Below are 18,903 nucleotides of genomic sequence, written 5' to 3' on the forward strand. Positions count from 1 at the left end.
TGGAAAGAGTGGCAAACCCCAAGCTATTTAAGCAGTGCTGACTTGGTGTGAGAGTACTTCTACTTTCTCACACCAAGATTTCTCACACCAAATATATTGATTATTGCTCCGTTTTCTTCTGTAGAGCAACTTGCTGCTGATGCAGATAAACATCCATTTGTGGGAAAGGAATACCAATATTGTGTTTATCCAAAGCTCGTTTGAAATTTTCCATCAGATCCCAGTAAACGCTCCAGGCATCTCCATTAGTTGTCCACACACGTACAATAAAATTGAGTGATGAAGGCGCCATTTCATGCAACCTAATAGTGACACCTTTCTCATGCTGAATGCGCTTATCCGCTTTGATAACGTCACCCAACACTTTCTTTACTTCATCGATATCAGCGTCATAAGCAACTCCGACCATTATCTGAGTACGGCGGTTTGGTTCACGGCTGGTATTGATAATACTGTCCGCAATAATTTTTCCGTTAGGGATCACAATAATACGATCATCCGCAGTACGTAATGTTGTGGAGAAAATTTGTACTTGTACAACCGTCCCTTCCACTGCACCAATAATGACATATTCACCAGTGCGGAGCGGACGGAAAACTACCAGCAACACGCCAGCAGCGAAGTTTGACAGTGAACCCTGTAATGCCAAACCGACAGCCAAACCTGCGGCACCAATAACGGCAATCACAGAGGCGGTCTGAACGCCTAATTTTCCAAGCACCGCAACAATAGTAAAGGCGATGATGGCATAACGAATTATTGCTGACAAAAAGTCAGAAATAGTCGCATCAATACCACGTAGCGTCATAACGCGTTTCACAGCTTTATTTGCCAGTTTAGCAACAGCCAAGCCTACAATCAGAATTAAAATGGCAAACACAATATTCACTGCATACTGGATCAGTAGATTTTGATTATTGACAAACCAATTTGCTGCCTTATCAATCTCACCTGATAGATTGATCTCTTCCATAAAAGCCTACCTTTTTTGTTGGAACCTGCCGGGAAGACACTCCCAGCAATATAGGCTCCTGTTTATAAATAAAAAGCCAGTACAATGTCACACAAATATGTTACACAAAAATGATGGAATATCGATTATGGCAGAAATCTGCCATTGGTTGAACATAAACACTTACCTTTAATTGTTTTGCAAAACAAAAACTCTGTAATTTGCCAACATATTAATAAAATCATCTGTACCACAAAGTGCCAGGCTCTCATTATCGTAATAGCTCATCCCCTCTTCTAACATCTCTGTATCAAACTGGAGTTGATTAGCTCTGATCATAATTTCTTCTTCATTCATTAACAGTGTGTATTCATGACCGTTCAATTGCCACTGACGTTCACTACCTTTTATATCCATCAATGCTGAAATTATCTTATCTAAAATACTTAAATCGCCTTTTACTTCCTCATTCAACCAGTGACCAATAGCTTCATGATCCATTGAAAAATTTGTCATCACCTGACCAGTGATATCCTGTATAAATTCATATTCCATCACTTACCTCCACCTTTTTGTTATATCAACCACATCTGGGTTTTAAACATTTCCGATGTCCACCCCAGAGTCTATCCACAAACTGACACAAAATTTGCCACAAAAAATAGACATAAAAAAGGGAGGACTCCGCCTTAATACTGCTCACTTAAGTAAACCAAGATGGTCCGTGTCTTAAATGGTTAGTTATTATGGCTTTTTAATGGTGAAACATGGTTAAAGTTGACGTCCATTATCGTTATTGTCGCAAATCAGAACATACTTACCCTCTTATCCCCTTTTAATATTCGGTTTTACTGCACGAATGATTATGTTGTTTATGACAACCTTCCCGAAGAAGAGCATCTGACGGAAAGACGTTTATCTCGATTAAAAAGATTGAATAGAAAAACTATTGGTTATTCAAAATTCGAAGAAATGCACGATAAGGTGATAGGAACTTTTATTGAGCGTGAACATTATTTTTAATGTTTAATCTAACCATTTAATACATGACCCGTATCAAACACCATTAATGCGACAGAACCTTTGTTGTTCCATCTGATTAAAATTCAGTCTCAGCATATTGGTAAGCATGATCCTTACAAAAAAAGCCCGCTCGCGTTTAAGCGAGCGGTATTAAGGCCTTCGCCTTCTCATTTCTTAGCAAGATATTTTTTACACAGCAGTTTGGAAGATCACATCGTCTGCTTTTTCGGTATATTGGTTCAATTGATCAAAATTGAGATAACGATAAGTATCTGCCGCTGTTTCATCCACCTTGGACATGAATTGCAGATACTCTTCTGGCGTTGGCAGGCGACCTAACAATGAAGCCACAGCAGCTAACTCCGCAGATGCCAGATATACATTGGCTCCCGCGCCCAAACGGTTTGGGAAGTTACGCGTAGACGTAGATACCACCGTCGCTTCATCTGCAACACGAGCCTGATTTCCCATACACAGTGAACAACCAGGGATCTCAATGCGCGCACCACTCTTACCAAAGACGCTGTAATAGCCTTCTTCTGTCAGTTGAGCAGCATCCATTTTCGTTGGCGGAGCAACCCACAGGCGGGTCGGTAACTGGCCTTTATGTTGATCCAGTAACTTACCAGCCGCACGGAAGTGACCAATATTCGTCATGCAGGAGCCGATAAATACTTCATCAATTTTATTGTTAGCAACTTCTGATAACAGACGAGCATCATCCGGATCATTTGGTGCACACAAAATAGGCTCTTTGATGTCATCCAAATTAATTTCAATCACTGCTGCATATTCTGCATCTGCATCTGCTTCCAGCAATTGTGGATCTTTCAACCAATTTTCCATACCGATAATACGGCGCTCTAATGTCCGGCGATCACCATAACCTTCTGCAATCATCCATTTCAGCAATACGACATTAGATTGCAGATATTCAATGATCGGTGCTTTATCCAGTTTGATCGTACAGCCTGCTGCGGAACGTTCTGCGGAAGCATCTGCCAATTCAAATGCCTGCTCAACTTTGAGTTCTGGCAAACCTTCAATTTCCAGAATACGGCCAGAGAAAATATTTTTCTTACCTTTTTTCTCTACTGTCAACAAACCTTGCTGGATCGCGTAGTAAGGAATTGCATGAACCAGATCACGTAAGGTTATACCTGGTTGCATTTTACCTTTAAAACGAACTAATACGGATTCAGGCATATCCAACGGCATAACCCCCGTCGCAGCGGCAAATGCCACTAACCCAGAACCCGCCGGGAAAGAGATACCAATAGGGAAACGCGTATGGGAATCTCCACCTGTACCTACAGTGTCTGGCAATAACATACGGTTCAGCCAGGAATGGATAATCCCATCTCCCGGACGCAGGGATACACCGCCACGGTTCATGATGAAATCAGGCAAAGTATGATGAGTTGTTACATCAACCGGTTTTGGATAGGCCGCTGTATGGCAGAATGACTGCATAACCAGATCAGCCGAAAAACCAAGACAGGCCAAATCCTTCAATTCATCACGCGTCATTGGGCCAGTTGTGTCCTGAGAGCCAACAGAAGTCATCTTCGGTTCACAGTATTCTCCCGGACGGATCCCGGTAGTACCGCAGGCACGACCTACCATTTTCTGTGCCAGCGAGAAACCACGACTGCTCTTCTCAACTGCTTTTGCCTGACGGAAAATATCACTGTGTGGCAATCCTAAAGATTCACGGGCTTTCGCTGTCAGACCCCGGCCGATAATTAATGGAATTCGGCCGCCTGCGCGCACTTCATCAATTAGTACATCCGTTTTCAGTTCAAAAGCTGCCAGCACTTCATTGGTATCGTGATGACGAATTTCACCTTTATAAGGGTAGATATCAATAACATCACCCATATTGAGTTTGGAAACATCTACCTCAATCGGCAATGCACCTGCATCTTCCATCGTGTTAAAAAAGATTGGCGCAATCTTTCCACCCAATACAACACCTGCACCACGTTTGTTTGGCACAAACGGGATATCTTCCCCCATAAACCACAATACAGAGTTTGTAGCAGATTTACGGGAAGAGCCTGTACCCACGACATCCCCTACATACGCCAGAGGATGGCCTTTTTTATTGAGTTCTTCAATTTGCTTGATTGGACCAACAACACCCGCCTGATCAGGTTCGATACCTTCACGGGCATTTTTCAACATTGCCAGGGCATGTAATGGAATATCCGGACGTGACCACGCATCTGGTGCAGGAGAAAGGTCATCGGTGTTAGTTTCACCGGTGACTTTAAAGACAGTAACTGTAATTCTTTCTGCCAGTTCAGGACGTTCCAGGAACCATTCTGCATCAGCCCATGACTGGATAATTTGTTGAGCATGTGGATTACCTGCTTTCGCTTTTTCTTCCACATCATAGAAGCTGTCAAACATCAGCAAAGTCTGGGATAGCCCCTTCACTGCAATTGGAGCCAATTTTTTATCATCGAGAGCATCAATCAAAGCATGGATATTGTACCCACCCTGCATGGTTCCCAATAACTCAATGGCTTTTTCCCGCGTAACAAGTGGTGAAGTTGTTTCACCTTTAGCGATAGCAGCAAGGAAACCAGCTTTTACATAGGCCGCCTCATCAACACCGGGGGGAACACGGTTTGTCAACAGGTCTAACAGAAAATTTTCTTCACTTTGAGGTGGGTTCTTCAATAATTCGACCAGCGCGGCTGCTTGAGCTGCGTCTAATGGCTTAGGGACGATGCCTTGCGCTTCACGTTCGGCTACGTGCTTGCGGTATTCTTCTAGCACGACTTACTCCTCGCTCTCATTGTCATTTATATGCCCGGCTGTCTGCACCCGGTAACGATCACCATGAAATGACCATCAAGGATGCCAGGTCAGAGGATTTTGCTCACATAACACTAAAATTATGCCGAGCTTCGGACAATTAGCATACCAAAATTTGAATGGCATGTTAATTCATTCACATAAAATCAACATTGAACCGTGATAAAATTCTGGATATATGAGCTTAAAAGATGTATTAAAGTACTAAATGCTGTTTGTTGCTATCTTAACCTAAAAAAGCAATCAATACCGTCAGGCAATAGTAAAAAACACCAAATGTTACACAAAATGCACCGTCATGGAGGGGGTTATGCCAAATACCCCAATAAGAAATGATATACCATCTACTTCTCATTCAAGTCCCATCCTTGAAGAAGGAAGTTATCCCGATTATAAAACGATTATCAAAGAAGTTTCCAAAGAAGACATGATATCAGCACTGAACGGATTAAAGCGAAATGAGGCATTGGCTCACCCCGATATGAGAAGACACCAATCATTTATCAGCACGGCAAATTCAATAAACAATATTTATACCAATACAAGTATCGGAGGAAATATAAATACGCATCGTTATTTTGCCTGTTTTTGTACTCCTGAACCAGTTGGCATCATGATATTCATTCCAGCATCATCAGTAATTTCTCACGATACCGCTGATCTAATAGGATATATATTGACTTATCCCGGTGGTCGAGGATATGGAAGTTTACTCATTGAATATGCCGTGAATTTCTCCATTTCGTTAAATCATTCAGGCATGTTGAAACTCTACGCTGAGCGCTATGCCATACCGATTTATCAACGATTAGGTTTTGTATTTACAGGCAATTCTAATTTTGGAGCCGTTGAAATGTGTTTGGACCCTAAAATAAGCAATCGCTGGAGTGTTATCCCTAATGGCTATCGATTAACTAAATCCCACTCTTTATTTAATTGGCAATGCCATATATTGTAAGTAACGGCTCCCATCTCTGAAAGCCGTTTAGTATCTTTGCTAACCTACTGCAAATTATAAAGAATTATTTCTTTTTTTTCGCCTTAGGATTTGGCAAGTCAGTAATGCTGCCTTCGTACATTTCCGCAGCCATACCGATTGATTCATACAGTGTTGGATGAGCGTGAACAGTCAGAGCAATGTCTTCTGCATCACAACCCATTTCGATAGCCAGACCAATTTCACCCAATAGTTCGCCACCGTTAGTACCAACAACAGCACCACCGATAATACGATTAGTTTCTTTATCGAAAATCAGTTTAGTCATACCATCTGAACAGTCAGATGCAATCGCACGACCAGAAGCAGCCCACGGGAAAGTTGCAGTTTCGTAACTGATGCCTTTCTCTTTCGCTTCTTTCTCAGTCAGACCAACCCATGCAACTTCTGGTTCAGTGTACGCGATAGATGGAATAACTTTTGGATCGAAGTAATGTTTCTTGCCAGAGATAACTTCTGCTGCAACATGACCTTCATGAACACCTTTATGTGCCAACATTGGCTGACCAACGATATCACCGATAGCAAAGATATGAGGTACGTTAGTGCGCATTTGCTTATCAACATGGATAAAACCACGGTCATCAACAGCAACACCCGCTTTGCCAGCATCAAGCAGTTTACCGTTTGGTACACGGCCGATAGCAACAAGAACAGCATCATAACGCTGAGGTTCTGCTGGTGCTTTTTTACCTTCCATTGTCACGTAGATGCCATCTTCTTTAGCTTCTACCGCGGTCACTTTAGTTTCCAGCATCAAGCTGAATTTTTTGCTGATGCGCTTAGTGAACACTTTAACAACGTCTTTGTCCGCAGCAGGAATAACCTGATCGAACATTTCCACCACGTCAATCTGAGAACCCAGAGCGTGGTAAACAGTACCCATTTCCAGACCGATAATACCGCCGCCCATAACCAGCAGGCGTCCCGGAACAGCTTTCAGTTCCAGTGCATCGGTAGAATCCCATACGCGAGGGTCATCATGTGGAATAAATGGCAGTTGAATTGGGCGTGAACCCGCTGCGATAATGGCATTATCAAAATTAATCGTTGTTGTACCGTTCTCGCCTTCTACTACCAGGGTGTTAGCACCTGTAAATTTACCAACACCGTTAACAACGTTAACCTTACGGCCTTTAGCCATGCCGCCCAGACCACCTGTCAACTGGGAAATAACTTTTTCTTTCCAGAGACGGATTTTATCAATATCAGTTTGTGGCTCTCCAAACACGATACCGTGTTGTGACAACGCTTTTGCTTCTTCAATCACTTTTGCAACATGAAGCAATGCTTTAGATGGAATACAACCCACGTTAAGACAAACACCACCCAGAGTAGAGTAGCGCTCAACCAGAACAGTATCCAAACCTAAGTCTGCACAACGGAAAGCAGCAGAATACCCTGCCGGGCCTGCTCCAAGCACCACTACCTGGGCTTTAATTTCAGTACTCATCATGACCTCTTAATTATTTGTCCGGCGGGTCAGACGAAAAAAACATATTCCACCGGGACGTACACACCGCGAGCAGTTTACAGAATTGTAAATAACCTGAAAAGCGCGTTAACGTGACAGAAATCGCAACCTGCCAGATACAAGTATAAAATACCTGTCACGATCATAATTATTAGGCCGGCATATTTACCGGCCTTCGCATTACATCACCAGATGACGAATATCGCTCATCAATTGATTAATGTAAGTGATGAAACGAGCACCATCTGCTCCATCGATCACACGGTGGTCGAAAGACAGAGACATAGGCAGAATCAGACGAGGAACGAACTCCTTGCCATTCCAGACCGGCTTCATAGAAGAACGGGACAGCCCCATAATGGCTACTTCTGGTGCATTCACGATTGGTGCAAAACCGGTTGTACCGATGCCCCCCAGGCTTGAGATAGTGAAGCAACCACCCTGCATATCGGAAGCAGTCAGCTTACCAGCACGCGCTTTCTTAGATACTTCTGCCAGTTCTCTTGAGAGTTCAACGATGCCTTTCTTATTAACATCTTTAAATACAGGAACAACCAGACCGTTAGGTGTATCAACCGCGATACCGATGTTGACGTATTTTTTCAGGATCAGCTTCTGGCCATCTTCAGAGATAGAGCTGTTAAAGCGAGGCATTGCTTCCAGTGCTTTCGCAGCCGCTTTCATAACGAATACCAGCGGAGTGATCTTCACGCCAAGCTGTTTCTTCTCAGCTTCTTTGTTCTGTTGCTTACGGAATTCTTCAACTTCAGTGATATCCGCTTCATCAAACAGGTTAACGTGAGGGATCATTACCCAGTTACGGCTCAGGTTAGCACCGGAGATTTTCTGGATACGGCTCATTTCAACTTCTTCGATTTCACCAAACTTGCTGAAATCAACTTTCGGCCAAGGCAGCATACCCGGCAGACTACCACCCGCAGGTGCTGCTTCTGCACGTTTGATTGCATCTTTCACGTAAGCCTGAACATCTTCACGCAGGATACGGCCTTTACGACCAGTCCCTTTCACTTTAGCCAGATTTACGCCAAATTCACGAGCCAAGCGACGAATCACTGGAGTTGCATGAACGTAAGCATCGTTTTCTGCAAACTCATTTTTGCTTTCTGCTGGCTGGCTGGCTACTGGTGCTGGTGCTGCTTTCGCAGGTTCTGCCGCAGGAGCCGGAGCCGCTGCTGGAGCTGCTGCAGGTGTTGCGCCGGCAACTTCGAATACCATGATCAGAGAGTCAGTTTTTACTTTATCGCCAACTGCGATTTTGATCTCTTTCACTGTACCCGCAAATGGGGCCGGAACTTCCATAGAAGCTTTGTCACCTTCAACGGTGATCAGTGACTGCTCTTCAGTGATGGTGTCACCAACTTTTACCATGATTTCAGTAACTTCAACTTCATCACCACCGATATCTGGTACAGCAACTTCTTTGCTCTCAGCCACTACTGGAAACGCTGCTACCGGAGCCGCTTCCTGTTGTACGGGTGCAGCTTCAAAAATCATAATCAGTTTGCCGGTTTCCACCTTATCGCCAACTGCAACTTTGATTTCTTTAACCACTCCCGCCTGTGGCGATGGAACTTCCATGGAAGCCTTGTCACCTTCAACAGTGATCAGTGACTGTTCTGCTTCTACTGTGTCACCAGCTTTCACCATAATTTCAGTAACTTCAACTTCATCTGCACCAATATCAGGTACGTTAATTTCGATAGACATTAATCTTTACCTCTTATGCCAGACGTGGGTTAACTTTTTCTGGGTTGATGTTGTATTTTTTGATTGCTTCTTCAACCACTTTCACATCAACGTTGCCACGTTTAGCCAATTCACCCAGAGCTGCAACAACCACGTAAGAAGCATCAACTTCAAAGTGATGACGCAGATTTTCACGGCTGTCAGAACGACCGAAACCATCAGTACCCAATACGCGGAATTTGCTTGCTGGTACGAAGTTACGAACCTGCTCAGCAAACAGCTTCATGTAGTCAGTAGAAACGACTGCTGGTGCATCGTTCATGATCTGAGCTATGTAAGGAACGCGTGGTTCTTCTGAAGGATGCAGCATGTTCCAACGCTCACAATCCTGACCATCGCGAGCCAGTTCAGTGAAGGAAGTTACGCTGTAAACGTCAGAACCAATGCCGTACTCGTCAGACAGGATCTTAGCTGCTTCACGAACATGACGCAGGATAGAACCAGAACCTAGCAACTGAACTTTACCTTTCGCGCCTTCTATGCTTTCCAGCTTGTAGATACCTTTACGGATACCTTCTTCAGCACCTTCAGGCATTGCTGGCATGTGGTAGTTTTCGTTCAGAGTGGTAATGTAGTAGTAGATATTCTCTTGTTTTTCACCATACATACGCTCCAGACCATCATGCATGATAACAGCCACTTCATAAGCGAACGCTGGATCATAAGAGATACAGTTAGGAATAGTCAGAGACTGAATATGACTGTGACCATCTTCGTGCTGTAGACCTTCACCGTTCAGAGTCGTACGGCCAGAAGTACCACCAATCAGGAAGCCACGAGCCTGCTGATCCCCCGCTGCCCAGCACAGATCACCGATACGCTGGAATCCGAACATGGAATAGTAAATATAGAACGGGATCATTGGCAAGTTATTGGTGCTGTAAGAAGTTGCAGCAGCCAACCAGGATGACGCAGCACCCAACTCGTTGATACCTTCCTGTAGGATCTGACCTTTAGAATCTTCTTTATAGTACGCAACCTGCTCACGGTCTTGAGGAGTATACTGCTGACCATTCGGACTGTAGATACCGATCTGACGGAACAGACCTTCCATACCAAAAGTACGTGCTTCATCAGCAATGATTGGAACCAGACGATCTTTGATCGACTTATTCTTCAGCATGATGTTCAGTGCACGAACGAAAGCGATAGTGGTAGAAATTTCTTTAGATTGTTCTTCCAGCAGAGAGCTGAAATCTTCCAGAGCAGGGATATCAAGTTTTTCGTCGAAGTTAATACGACGGCTTGGCAGGTAACCGCCCAGTGCATTACGACGCTCATGCAGATATTTAGATTCTTCAGAGTCTTTGTCGAAAGTTACGTATGGCAAGTTTTCAATTTGCTCATCAGATACAGGTACATTGAAGCGATCACGGAATTGACGAACACCTTCCATGTTCATTTTCTTAACCTGGTGAGCAATGTTTTTACCTTCGGCGGTATCACCCATACCGTAACCCTTGATGGTTTGAGCCAAGATTACAGTTGGTTTACCTGTAGTTTCCTGCGCTTTTTTCAGTGCAGCGAAAACTTTCTTAGGATCATGACCACCACGGTTCAGAGCCCAAATTTCGTCATCAGTCATGTCCTTGACCAATTCCGCAGTTTCTGGGTAACGGCCGAAGAAGTGCTCACGAACATACGCGCCATTCTTGGACTTGAATGTCTGGTAGTCGCCATCCAGCGTTTCATTCATCAGTTGAACCAGTTTGCCGCTGGTATCTTTACGCAGCAGTGCATCCCAACGCTCACCCCACAGGACTTTCAGTACCTGCCAGCCAGCACCGTCGAAAATGCCTTCCAGTTCATTAACAATTTTACCGTTACCCGTTACTGGGCCATCAAGACGTTGCAGGTTACAGTTGATGATGAAGACCAGGTTGTCCAGCTTTTCACGAGTTGCGATAGTGATCGCACCTTTGGATTCTGGCTCATCCATCTCACCGTCGCCCAGAAAAGCATAAACGGTTTGCTTAGAAGTGTCTTTCAGACCACGGTGTTCCAGATATTTCAGGAATTTAGCCTGATAGATAGCAGAAATTGGACCCAACCCCATTGAAACAGTTGGGAACTGCCAGAAATCAGGCATTAATTTTGGATGTGGGTAAGAAGACAGACCATTGCCGCCAATTTCCTGACGGAAATTGTTCATCTGTTCTTCTGTCAAACGACCTTCAAGGAATGCACGTGCATAAACGCCCGGAGAAATGTGACCCTGGAAATAAACCAAGTCGCCACCATCATTCTCATTACGAGCACGGAAGAAATGGTTAAAACAAACTTCATAAACAGTAGCGGAAGACTGGAATGAAGCCATATGACCACCCAGCTCCAGATCTTTCTTGGATGCACGCAAAACAGTCATGATTGCATTCCAGCGAATAGCAGAACGAATGCGGCGCTCCAAATCCAGATTACCAGGGTAAGCCGGCTCATCCTCAACCGGAATAGTGTTGATGTAATCACGGGTTGCAGCACCAGCCGCAACATTAACGCCACCTTTACGTGCTTCGTTCAAAACCTGATCAATCAAGAATTGAGCACGTTCAACACCTTCTTCACGGATGACCGATTCGATCGCCTGTAACCAATCGCGAGTTTCGATCGGATCCACGTCATTTTTCAAAATATCTGACATGGTGTGTTCCTTATCTGTTATCTATTTCTAATGGTTGTTTTGGAGCCTATCTTCTGGTCATACCCTTTGACATTCAGTCAGTCATGACCGGAAGATAGGCCCTGCTATATGTTGCCGCTAAACCCCTTAAATAAAGAGCTAACAACTGTACAGACGCAGCAGCCAGGATCTGTACAGTCAAGTTTAGAATCTATCCCATTTGGGAGTTGTATTAATCCATGACGCCCCGGGGGATAGGCTCTTAGTCCTGATGTTGTTGGAACCGTCTTAGTGAGCGCTCACGACGAGTATGCTCACGAGTCATATCCAATAAAACTTCTTCTATAAAAGACAAATGGCGATGCGAAGCTTCACGCGCTTTTTCCGGTTCTCTCGCCATTATTGCGTGATAAATCTCTGCCCTGTGGCTACTTACTGCTGCCAACATTTCTTTGCGGGTATAAATGAATTCGAAATTACGCCGGATATTCTGTTCCAGCATCGGGATCATACAACGCAATAAATGCAGCAATACCACATTATGGGCTGCTTCTGTGACAACAAGTTGATATTGCAAGACAGCATCTGATTCCGCATTGATATCCCCGCATTGTTGGGCTTCTTGAATAGCGAGGTGTTTTTTCTCAATACGTTTAAAATCTTCATCCGTTCCCCTGAGAGCAGCGTAATAAGCCGCAATACCTTCCAGTGCATGGCGTGCTTCCAGGAGATCAAATTGTGATTCTTGATTCTCTGCAATAAGTTGGGCGAGTGGATCACTGAAACTTTGCCAGAGATTATTCTGTACAAACGTTCCTCCCCCCTGACGACGGAAAAGAAAGCCTTTAGCTTCCAGTTTTTGAATGGCTTCGCGCAATGAAGGGCGTGATACTTCGAACTGCTTCGCCAGTTCACGCTCAGGCGGCAGCTTTTCTCCAGGACGTAATGAGCCTTCGAGAATGAGGTGTTCAAGACGTTGCTCAATCACATCTGATAACTTTGGTTGGCGAATTTTGCTATAAGCCATATCTGCTGTAAGCCATTCAGTAAGTAAACGTTACTTTCGAACTATTTTTATGTGAATTAGTTTTATGTGAATTAGTTTTATGTGAATTAATTACTTCAACTATATCCCTATCCCCTGTTTGACAGGGTATTCAGACGAACTTTTAGACAATCAACCTCATTCAACTGACTTCATTTAGTCGGGATTTAGTCAATTGGTAATACCAATTTAAAATACAGGCCATAAAGTAACAAAGTATTCACTAGCTGTCTATAAAGACCTTGGGCTAAATCATAAAAACCTGCAAATTTTAACAAATTATTTTAATTTTTATCAGAAAATTATAACTAAATGGGACTTTCAGACAATAAAATAAGTAAGCATTTAAGGGCATAATACGAATTCATTATCCATTATTATAATTCATTTAGTATATCAATTCATTTGTTTATTTATTATTTAAATTTATACATTATTATTAGTTTGTAACACATGGTGTAAAGAGAAAATGGATATAATGCTTTAATATAACAGCAACAAGAGCATGTTATCGGTAAAACTCCTAATGTCTAATCTCTAATCATAACTGAAAAATTACTACTGTATATTCTATATACACAATCAATATGCTGGACAATCAATATGCTGGATAGATAGATAGATAGATAGATAGATTGTGAGCTACATATTCAAGAATCAAGTTACATAGAAGTGTCAGTTACACAGCAGTGGCAAATGAGTGGTTAGAAAAAACAGCAAGACACATTGAACGCAATACTCTCCCCCTCAGGAATAACAAGAATGTTATGGATATTTTCTTCAAATGGTCACACTAAGTGCCAACTCAGGGAATATTCCAACTTTTCAGGATGGAAAACTATTAAGGATGAAGAGGTTCAGGCTAATTGATATGTACCAATAGATTTCAAGTTGCATCACTGTAGCAAGTGAATACTCACAGCCATCAAAGAAGCAACCTGAAAGATGGACGGTATAAAGCTCTTTTTCATGCAATTCCCGCCATATGTCAAACCTGACACCGGCGGGATTTTTTTATGTTGCCCCAAAGTGACTGTTCTCAACTAGGCTAACGTCCCATAAATCGTCAACAAGGCAACAATGATCACAATCGTAAATGTCGCTTTTTTCGCGATTTTTACTGCTGCCAGGGGAGTCTCCAAAAGATCCAGATGAGGTTCCTTACTCAATGCAAATTGAGCCAATTGACTGACCACTTTATATTGGGATGTCCGCAAGTCGCTGAGTGATGCAATCCAGGCAGGTAATGCCTTTTCACCATGTCCCAACAGAGCATAAGCGATACCAGCCAAACGTGCAGGGATCCAATCCAGACAATTTAATAACGCATCAACACCTGATTGAGCACGTTGTACAGTAGTCCCATATCTTGCTAACCATCCTTGATATGCTCTTAAAAAACCATAACCCATCAAAATTGCCGGGCCAAATTCCCCCATCACGACTAACCAGAAAATTGGAGCAAGGTAGTAACGGAAATTGATCCAGATTAATGCGTTCTGTATTTCACGCAATCGTTCATCTTTTGTTATATTCGATGGAATTCCTTGTCCCATTGTCAAATGGGTAAGATGGATATTTTGCTGATCTGAATCATCAATACGCACAGCTCGGAGATATTCACGATAGCTATGACGCAAAGAACCCGCACCAACACATAACAAACTAATCATGATGCTCAATAAAATTGCCGGCATACCAAAAACCACTGTACTCAGAACCCCAATGAGCTTCCAGATCAAAAAAATAACCACAAGGGTCATCCCTAAGCTTGCCCACAGTGAATATAATTTTACTCTGGCAAAAAAAGGGGCCAGATAGTGTTCCAACTGCCAATGGTCTCCCATTTTAAAAATGCGCTCCCATGCCAGTATTAACAATAGGATAAAGAGGGTCATCCAACTCGCTCCTTCAATAATTGCCGATAATGTTCCCAATAAAAATAAGGCCCTGGGTCGGTTTTTCTACCCGGTGCGATTTCACTATGCCCTGTAATATTGTTACGAATATCAGGGTATTGTTTGATAAGTAGCTGAGTGACTTCCACCAACTTAAAATACTGGATTTCAGTGAATGGTTCGTAATCCGTCCCTTCCAACTCAATACCTATTGAAAAATCATTACACGTTTCACGATCACAATAACAGGAAACACCCGCATGCCAAGCCCTTTTATCGAATGGAACATACTGTACAACTTCACCATCTCGACGGATCAAACAGTGAGCAGAAACATGCAGTCCTTTTATCTCTTCAAAGAAAGGATCTTCATTGGGATCCAACGTTCCCATAAATAACTGATCAATATACGGCCCACCGAACTTACCGGGTGGTAAGCTAATATTATGAATGACAAGTAATGATGGGATTTCCCCTTCCGGGCGCAAATCATAATGTGGAGAAGTCACTTTTCTGGCATCATCAATCCACCCTTCATTTAACTTCATTCTCTTACTCCATCGAACTGTTTCATCGCTAATTTTTCCACAACATTGGAAGACAACTGCTCAAAGTGTAACAGATTAGTATGTTAGCATTTTCAATCGAGAGATTTTTTCGCTCTTACTTTCATTTGCGAGCAAGCTCGAAAATTTTCCAGTAAAAAATGTAATCAATAGTTATCTTTTCGAGCCATTTCCACAAAATTCACTAACATCATTTTCTTTTTTTAAAATATCTCCATCCTTATTAGCACCAACTCATATTAAAAATCATGCATCGCTCTGAAAAAAATATAGTGGGATATGCAGAAAAACACATAAAAGAAGAAAATAAAAAGGAGATAATATGAATCAGCAAGGATTTACATTAATGGAAGTCATGGTTGTGATGGCAATTGTATCTATCCTTGGTGCAATTGGTATTCCCAGTTATCAAGGCTATATTCAAAAGGCAGCATTAACCGATGTACTCCAGGCTATTATACCTTATAAGTCTGGAGTTGAAATTTGCCGTTTTGAAACAGAAAGCTACAAAGAGTGCAACACTGGTCATACATCCATTCCATCTGGTCACAATAGCCGTTATATCAGTACTATAACTGTAAAAATGGGAGAAATAGCTATCGTTGGTAAACAAAATCTCAATGGCCTTAATGCCATCTTAAAACCGATTCAGGATATTAAAACAGGTATTACACATTGGCAAACGACATGTAATGCCGAAAATGAATCATTAAAAACAAAATGTCAAGAAACACTGAAATTTTAACAGTCATTAATTTAATCATTAGTTAATAATTGAAAAATATAAAAATTCATTTTTATAAAAAATAATATCTTTCCAAGATACTATTTGGACAAAAATCATTAAGCCATTTAAATAGCAAAGGAATATAATAAATGAAAAATACGGAAAATATTTTAATTGAAAGAAAAATCAAAGAACTCTGCCAAAAACATCAGGCAATTATTATAAAAAGGAATGCTTATACTATAACTATTGCCTGTAGCCAATCCCCTAACGAAGAGTTCATTGCTTCACTACGTTTTATTTCTGGTGCAATAATTGATTTTGATATTTGGCCAAAAGCTAAAATTGAATCTATGTTGACACAAGAAGGACCATTTATACCTTGTACAGAAAGTTACTGTGCTGAAAACGATGAAACAAAAACTTACCGAAGAGAAAAATTAAGTACTCCAAACAATAATCACAATGATACACAATTCAATGACAGCTATACCGAAGATATTGATACTCCCGTCATTCAGTTAATTAATCAGACAATCTCAATCTCTATACAAAAAAGAGCATCAGATATTCATTTTGAACCTTCTCAATACAACTATCGGATACGTATTCGAGTTGATGGTGTGCTGCATTCTATGTCATCACCCTCTTCTCAAATGAATGCGGGTATTCCTGCTCGCTTAAAAATCATGGCAAAACTTAATATTGCTGAAAAGCGCCAACCGCAAGACGGGCAATTTGACTGGAATGATCACAAAACCAGTTATGCAATACGCATATCTACATTACCAACATTGTATGGAGAAAAAATTGTTCTGCGAATTTTAAACACCATACACCAATTATCATTGGAACAACTCGGTCTATCTGAGTCCCATTTACAGCTTTTAAAGCAGAAACTTCGTGTACCACAGGGAATGATTGTGGTCACAGGTCCGACAGGAAGCGGTAAAACTGTCACATTGTATAGTTGCCTGAAATATTTAAATCAAGCGAAGAAGAATATCTGTAGTGTTGAAGATCCGGTAGAAATTCCTTTAACGGGCATCAATCAAACACAGGTAAATAACAAAATTGGACTCGATTTCGCTAAAGTCTTACGGGCATTATTGCGGCAAGATCCCGATATCATCATGGTTGGTGAAATTCGTGATAACGAAACGGCTGAAATATCAATGAAAGCCGCTCAAACAGGCCATTTGGTTTTATCCACTCTGCATACGAATTCCACAATAGACACACTATCTCGCTTGCAAAATCTTGGGGTTTCAGGCTATACCACTGCATCATGTGTAAAATTAATTATTGCCCAACGGTTAGTTCGCAAACTTTGTCCCCATTGCCGGCAAAAAACGGAAGAACCTACGATCATACATTTTGAAAACAGAGAAATAAAACAACAAATTACTGTGCAGCAATGGGTGGCAGTCGGCTGTGAACACTGTTTTTCTGGTTATTATGGCAGGACAGCCATCTATGAATTTCTCGAAATCAAGCCTGAACTCCAGCAAACTTTATCAGAACAATTTTCTGACAAATTTCCTTGTTTGCCCGTCCGACAACAGCAAGCAACTCTTTTCTCTGCTGGATTGGAGTTAGTAGAACAGGGGACAACGACACTGGAAGAGATTTATCAAATTACAGGACAAGAGACATATCCAATAGAGATCAAGGCAGAGAGTACAGAATGAAAATGGAATATATTTATCAATGGCAAGCGATTAATAAAAAAGGAAATATTATAAGAGGAGAAAGTATTGGCCGAAATAGACACTCTATTTTCCAGTACTTGAGCCAACTTGATTTGCAACCTTATACGATAAAATGTAAAAAATTTATTTATTACAGCGAAAAGGAAATTACTTATCGTCTGCATTTCATCCATCAACTAAATACATTACTGACATCAGGTATCCCTTTATTGCAGGGGCTGACTATCCTATTACAAGAATGCAAGAACATCATTTGGCGATGTGTATTGACAGATCTTATTCAAAAAATCAGCCAAGGAGAATCATTTTCCACCGCGTTGCAACACTATCCCCGATTATTTTCTCGCTTATTTTGCCAAATTATCGCAGTAGGGGAGCAAACCGGCCAACTCGAAACTTGCTGCCAACTACTCATTCATAGATTAGAACAACAAAATATACTGCATAAAAAGATCCAAAAAGCGTATCGCTATCCTTTGATAGTCGCCTTTATCACAGTACTTGTCATTTTGTTAATGTTAATTGTCGTCCTGCCCGAATTCAAACAGGTATATTCTGCATTTGATGCCTCACTGCCATTATTAACACAAGGAGTTTTGTCAACCTCTGACTTTCTGACTAACCGGGGTATACCACTTTTAACAACGATATTAATATTGGTAATCCTCTATTCCTGGTTACGTTTTCGATTCCCTATGTTGCATTCAAAGGAAAAAATGCTTCTTCTTAAGCTGCCTCTTTTCAGAAAACTCATAATCTACCAGCACACCAGCCAAATATTCCATATTCTGTTTATGACACAGAAAGCAGGTTTGACCTTAACCCGCGGTCTGGAATGTACACTGAATGCAACACACCATCCTTTATTTATAGCGGGGATAAAAAGCCTTCACCGACAGATTCAGCAAGGGATACCAATGAGTAGTGCCTTGAAAAGAGAAGACTGTTTTCCGCCATTATGTAAACAATTTGTCATAATTGGTGAAGAATCAGGTGAACTTGACATATTTTTGGGTAATCTAGCGTTATGGTATCAAGAACAATTTATCAACTATGCTGATAAATTAGTGCAATTACTTGAACCAGTATTAATGCTGATTATGGCAGTGATTGTTGGCTTGCTACTACTCGCCATGTACTTGCCTATCTTTCAATTAGGTACTATTTTGGCGTAACAGCTTAATTTGCATGTTTTCATTATTTTTTCTCAAGGGGTGTAAAAACTGGAATTATACATGTTTGTTTATAGCTCATGTGCATCCCTTGAGTTACAATTTGCATATGCTATCAGAAATCTTT

General features: G+C 41.7%; 13 protein-coding genes and 1 pseudogene. 5 read left to right on the forward strand and 9 right to left on the reverse strand.

The annotated features are described in order from the left end of the window. Window positions 1–100: 100 nt before the first annotated feature. Both mscS and Xind_RS12590 read right to left on the reverse strand, forming a co-directional pair. Window positions 101–973, reverse strand: a complete 873-nt coding sequence (mscS, locus tag Xind_RS12585) for a small-conductance mechanosensitive channel MscS (protein ID WP_187650161.1) — start codon at window positions 971–973, stop codon at window positions 101–103. Between the two features lie 168 nt (window positions 974–1,141). Then, entirely contained in the window at window positions 1,142–1,507 is a 366-nt protein-coding gene (locus Xind_RS12590; RefSeq protein WP_047681830.1) for a YacL family protein, read from the reverse strand. Between the two features lie 252 nt (window positions 1,508–1,759). Here Xind_RS12590 and Xind_RS12595 point away from each other — a divergent pair. Next, a pseudogene (locus Xind_RS12595) lies at window positions 1,760–1,975 on the forward strand (IS1 family transposase); the annotation flags it as partial. Between the two features lie 189 nt (window positions 1,976–2,164). On the opposite strand, the gene acnB reads toward Xind_RS12595, so the two are convergent. Beyond that, window positions 2,165–4,762 (reverse strand): bifunctional aconitate hydratase 2/2-methylisocitrate dehydratase, encoded by a 2,598-nt coding sequence (gene acnB, locus Xind_RS12600; protein ID WP_047681827.1) that lies wholly within the window; start codon window positions 4,760–4,762, stop codon window positions 2,165–2,167. Between the two features lie 349 nt (window positions 4,763–5,111). Between acnB and Xind_RS12605 the strand changes: the two genes are divergently transcribed. Then, window positions 5,112–5,759 (forward strand): GNAT family N-acetyltransferase, encoded by a 648-nt coding sequence (locus Xind_RS12605; RefSeq protein WP_047681824.1) that lies wholly within the window; start codon window positions 5,112–5,114, stop codon window positions 5,757–5,759. Between the two features lie 64 nt (window positions 5,760–5,823). Here Xind_RS12605 and lpdA read toward each other — a convergent pair whose 3' ends face one another. From lpdA to ampD, 6 genes are all read right to left on the reverse strand, one after another. Then, complete coding sequence (gene lpdA / locus Xind_RS12610) at window positions 5,824–7,251, reverse strand: dihydrolipoyl dehydrogenase (RefSeq protein ID WP_187650190.1); 1,428 nt, start codon at window positions 7,249–7,251, stop codon at window positions 5,824–5,826. A 201-nt stretch (window positions 7,252–7,452) separates the two neighbouring features. Next, window positions 7,453–9,000 carry a pyruvate dehydrogenase complex dihydrolipoyllysine-residue acetyltransferase gene (gene aceF / locus Xind_RS12615; protein ID WP_187650162.1) on the reverse strand — a complete coding sequence of 516 codons (1,548 nt, stop codon included), beginning with the start codon at window positions 8,998–9,000 and terminating at the stop codon, window positions 7,453–7,455. Between the two features lie 13 nt (window positions 9,001–9,013). Beyond that, on the reverse strand, window positions 9,014–11,677 hold the full coding sequence (gene aceE / locus Xind_RS12620) for a pyruvate dehydrogenase (acetyl-transferring), homodimeric type (RefSeq protein ID WP_187650163.1): 2,664 nt from the start codon (window positions 11,675–11,677) through the stop codon (window positions 9,014–9,016). A gap of 241 nt (window positions 11,678–11,918) precedes the next feature. Next, window positions 11,919–12,683, reverse strand: coding sequence for a pyruvate dehydrogenase complex transcriptional repressor PdhR (pdhR, locus tag Xind_RS12625; RefSeq protein ID WP_047681814.1), 765 nt, complete (start codon window positions 12,681–12,683; stop codon window positions 11,919–11,921). A 1,061-nt stretch (window positions 12,684–13,744) separates the two neighbouring features. Next, complete coding sequence (gene ampE / locus Xind_RS12630; RefSeq protein ID WP_047681812.1) at window positions 13,745–14,599, reverse strand: beta-lactamase regulator AmpE; 855 nt, start codon at window positions 14,597–14,599, stop codon at window positions 13,745–13,747. Next, window positions 14,596–15,147 (reverse strand): 1,6-anhydro-N-acetylmuramyl-L-alanine amidase AmpD, encoded by a 552-nt coding sequence (gene ampD / locus Xind_RS12635; protein ID WP_187650164.1) that lies wholly within the window; start codon window positions 15,145–15,147, stop codon window positions 14,596–14,598. Before ampD ends, ampE begins: the two co-directional genes overlap by 4 nt. A 340-nt stretch (window positions 15,148–15,487) precedes the next feature. Between ampD and ppdD the strand changes: the two genes are divergently transcribed. The 3 genes from ppdD (at window position 15,488) to hofC (ending at window position 18,779) form a co-directional block, all read left to right on the forward strand. Then, on the forward strand, window positions 15,488–15,910 hold the full coding sequence (gene ppdD, locus Xind_RS12640) for a prepilin peptidase-dependent pilin (RefSeq protein ID WP_047681807.1): 423 nt from the start codon (window positions 15,488–15,490) through the stop codon (window positions 15,908–15,910). Window positions 15,911–16,041: 131 nt separating this feature from the next. After that, window positions 16,042–17,583 carry a type II secretion system protein GspE gene (gspE, locus tag Xind_RS12645; protein WP_187650165.1) on the forward strand — a complete coding sequence of 514 codons (1,542 nt, stop codon included), beginning with the start codon at window positions 16,042–16,044 and terminating at the stop codon, window positions 17,581–17,583. Further along, entirely contained in the window at window positions 17,580–18,779 is a 1,200-nt protein-coding gene (gene hofC, locus Xind_RS12650) for a protein transport protein HofC (protein WP_047681802.1), read from the forward strand. The genes gspE and hofC overlap by 4 nt, the downstream gene beginning before the upstream one ends. Window positions 18,780–18,903: the final 124 nt, after the last annotated feature.

This window comes from Xenorhabdus indica, assembly GCF_014467235.1.
Classification (GTDB): Bacteria; Pseudomonadota; Gammaproteobacteria; order Enterobacterales; family Enterobacteriaceae; genus Xenorhabdus; species Xenorhabdus indica.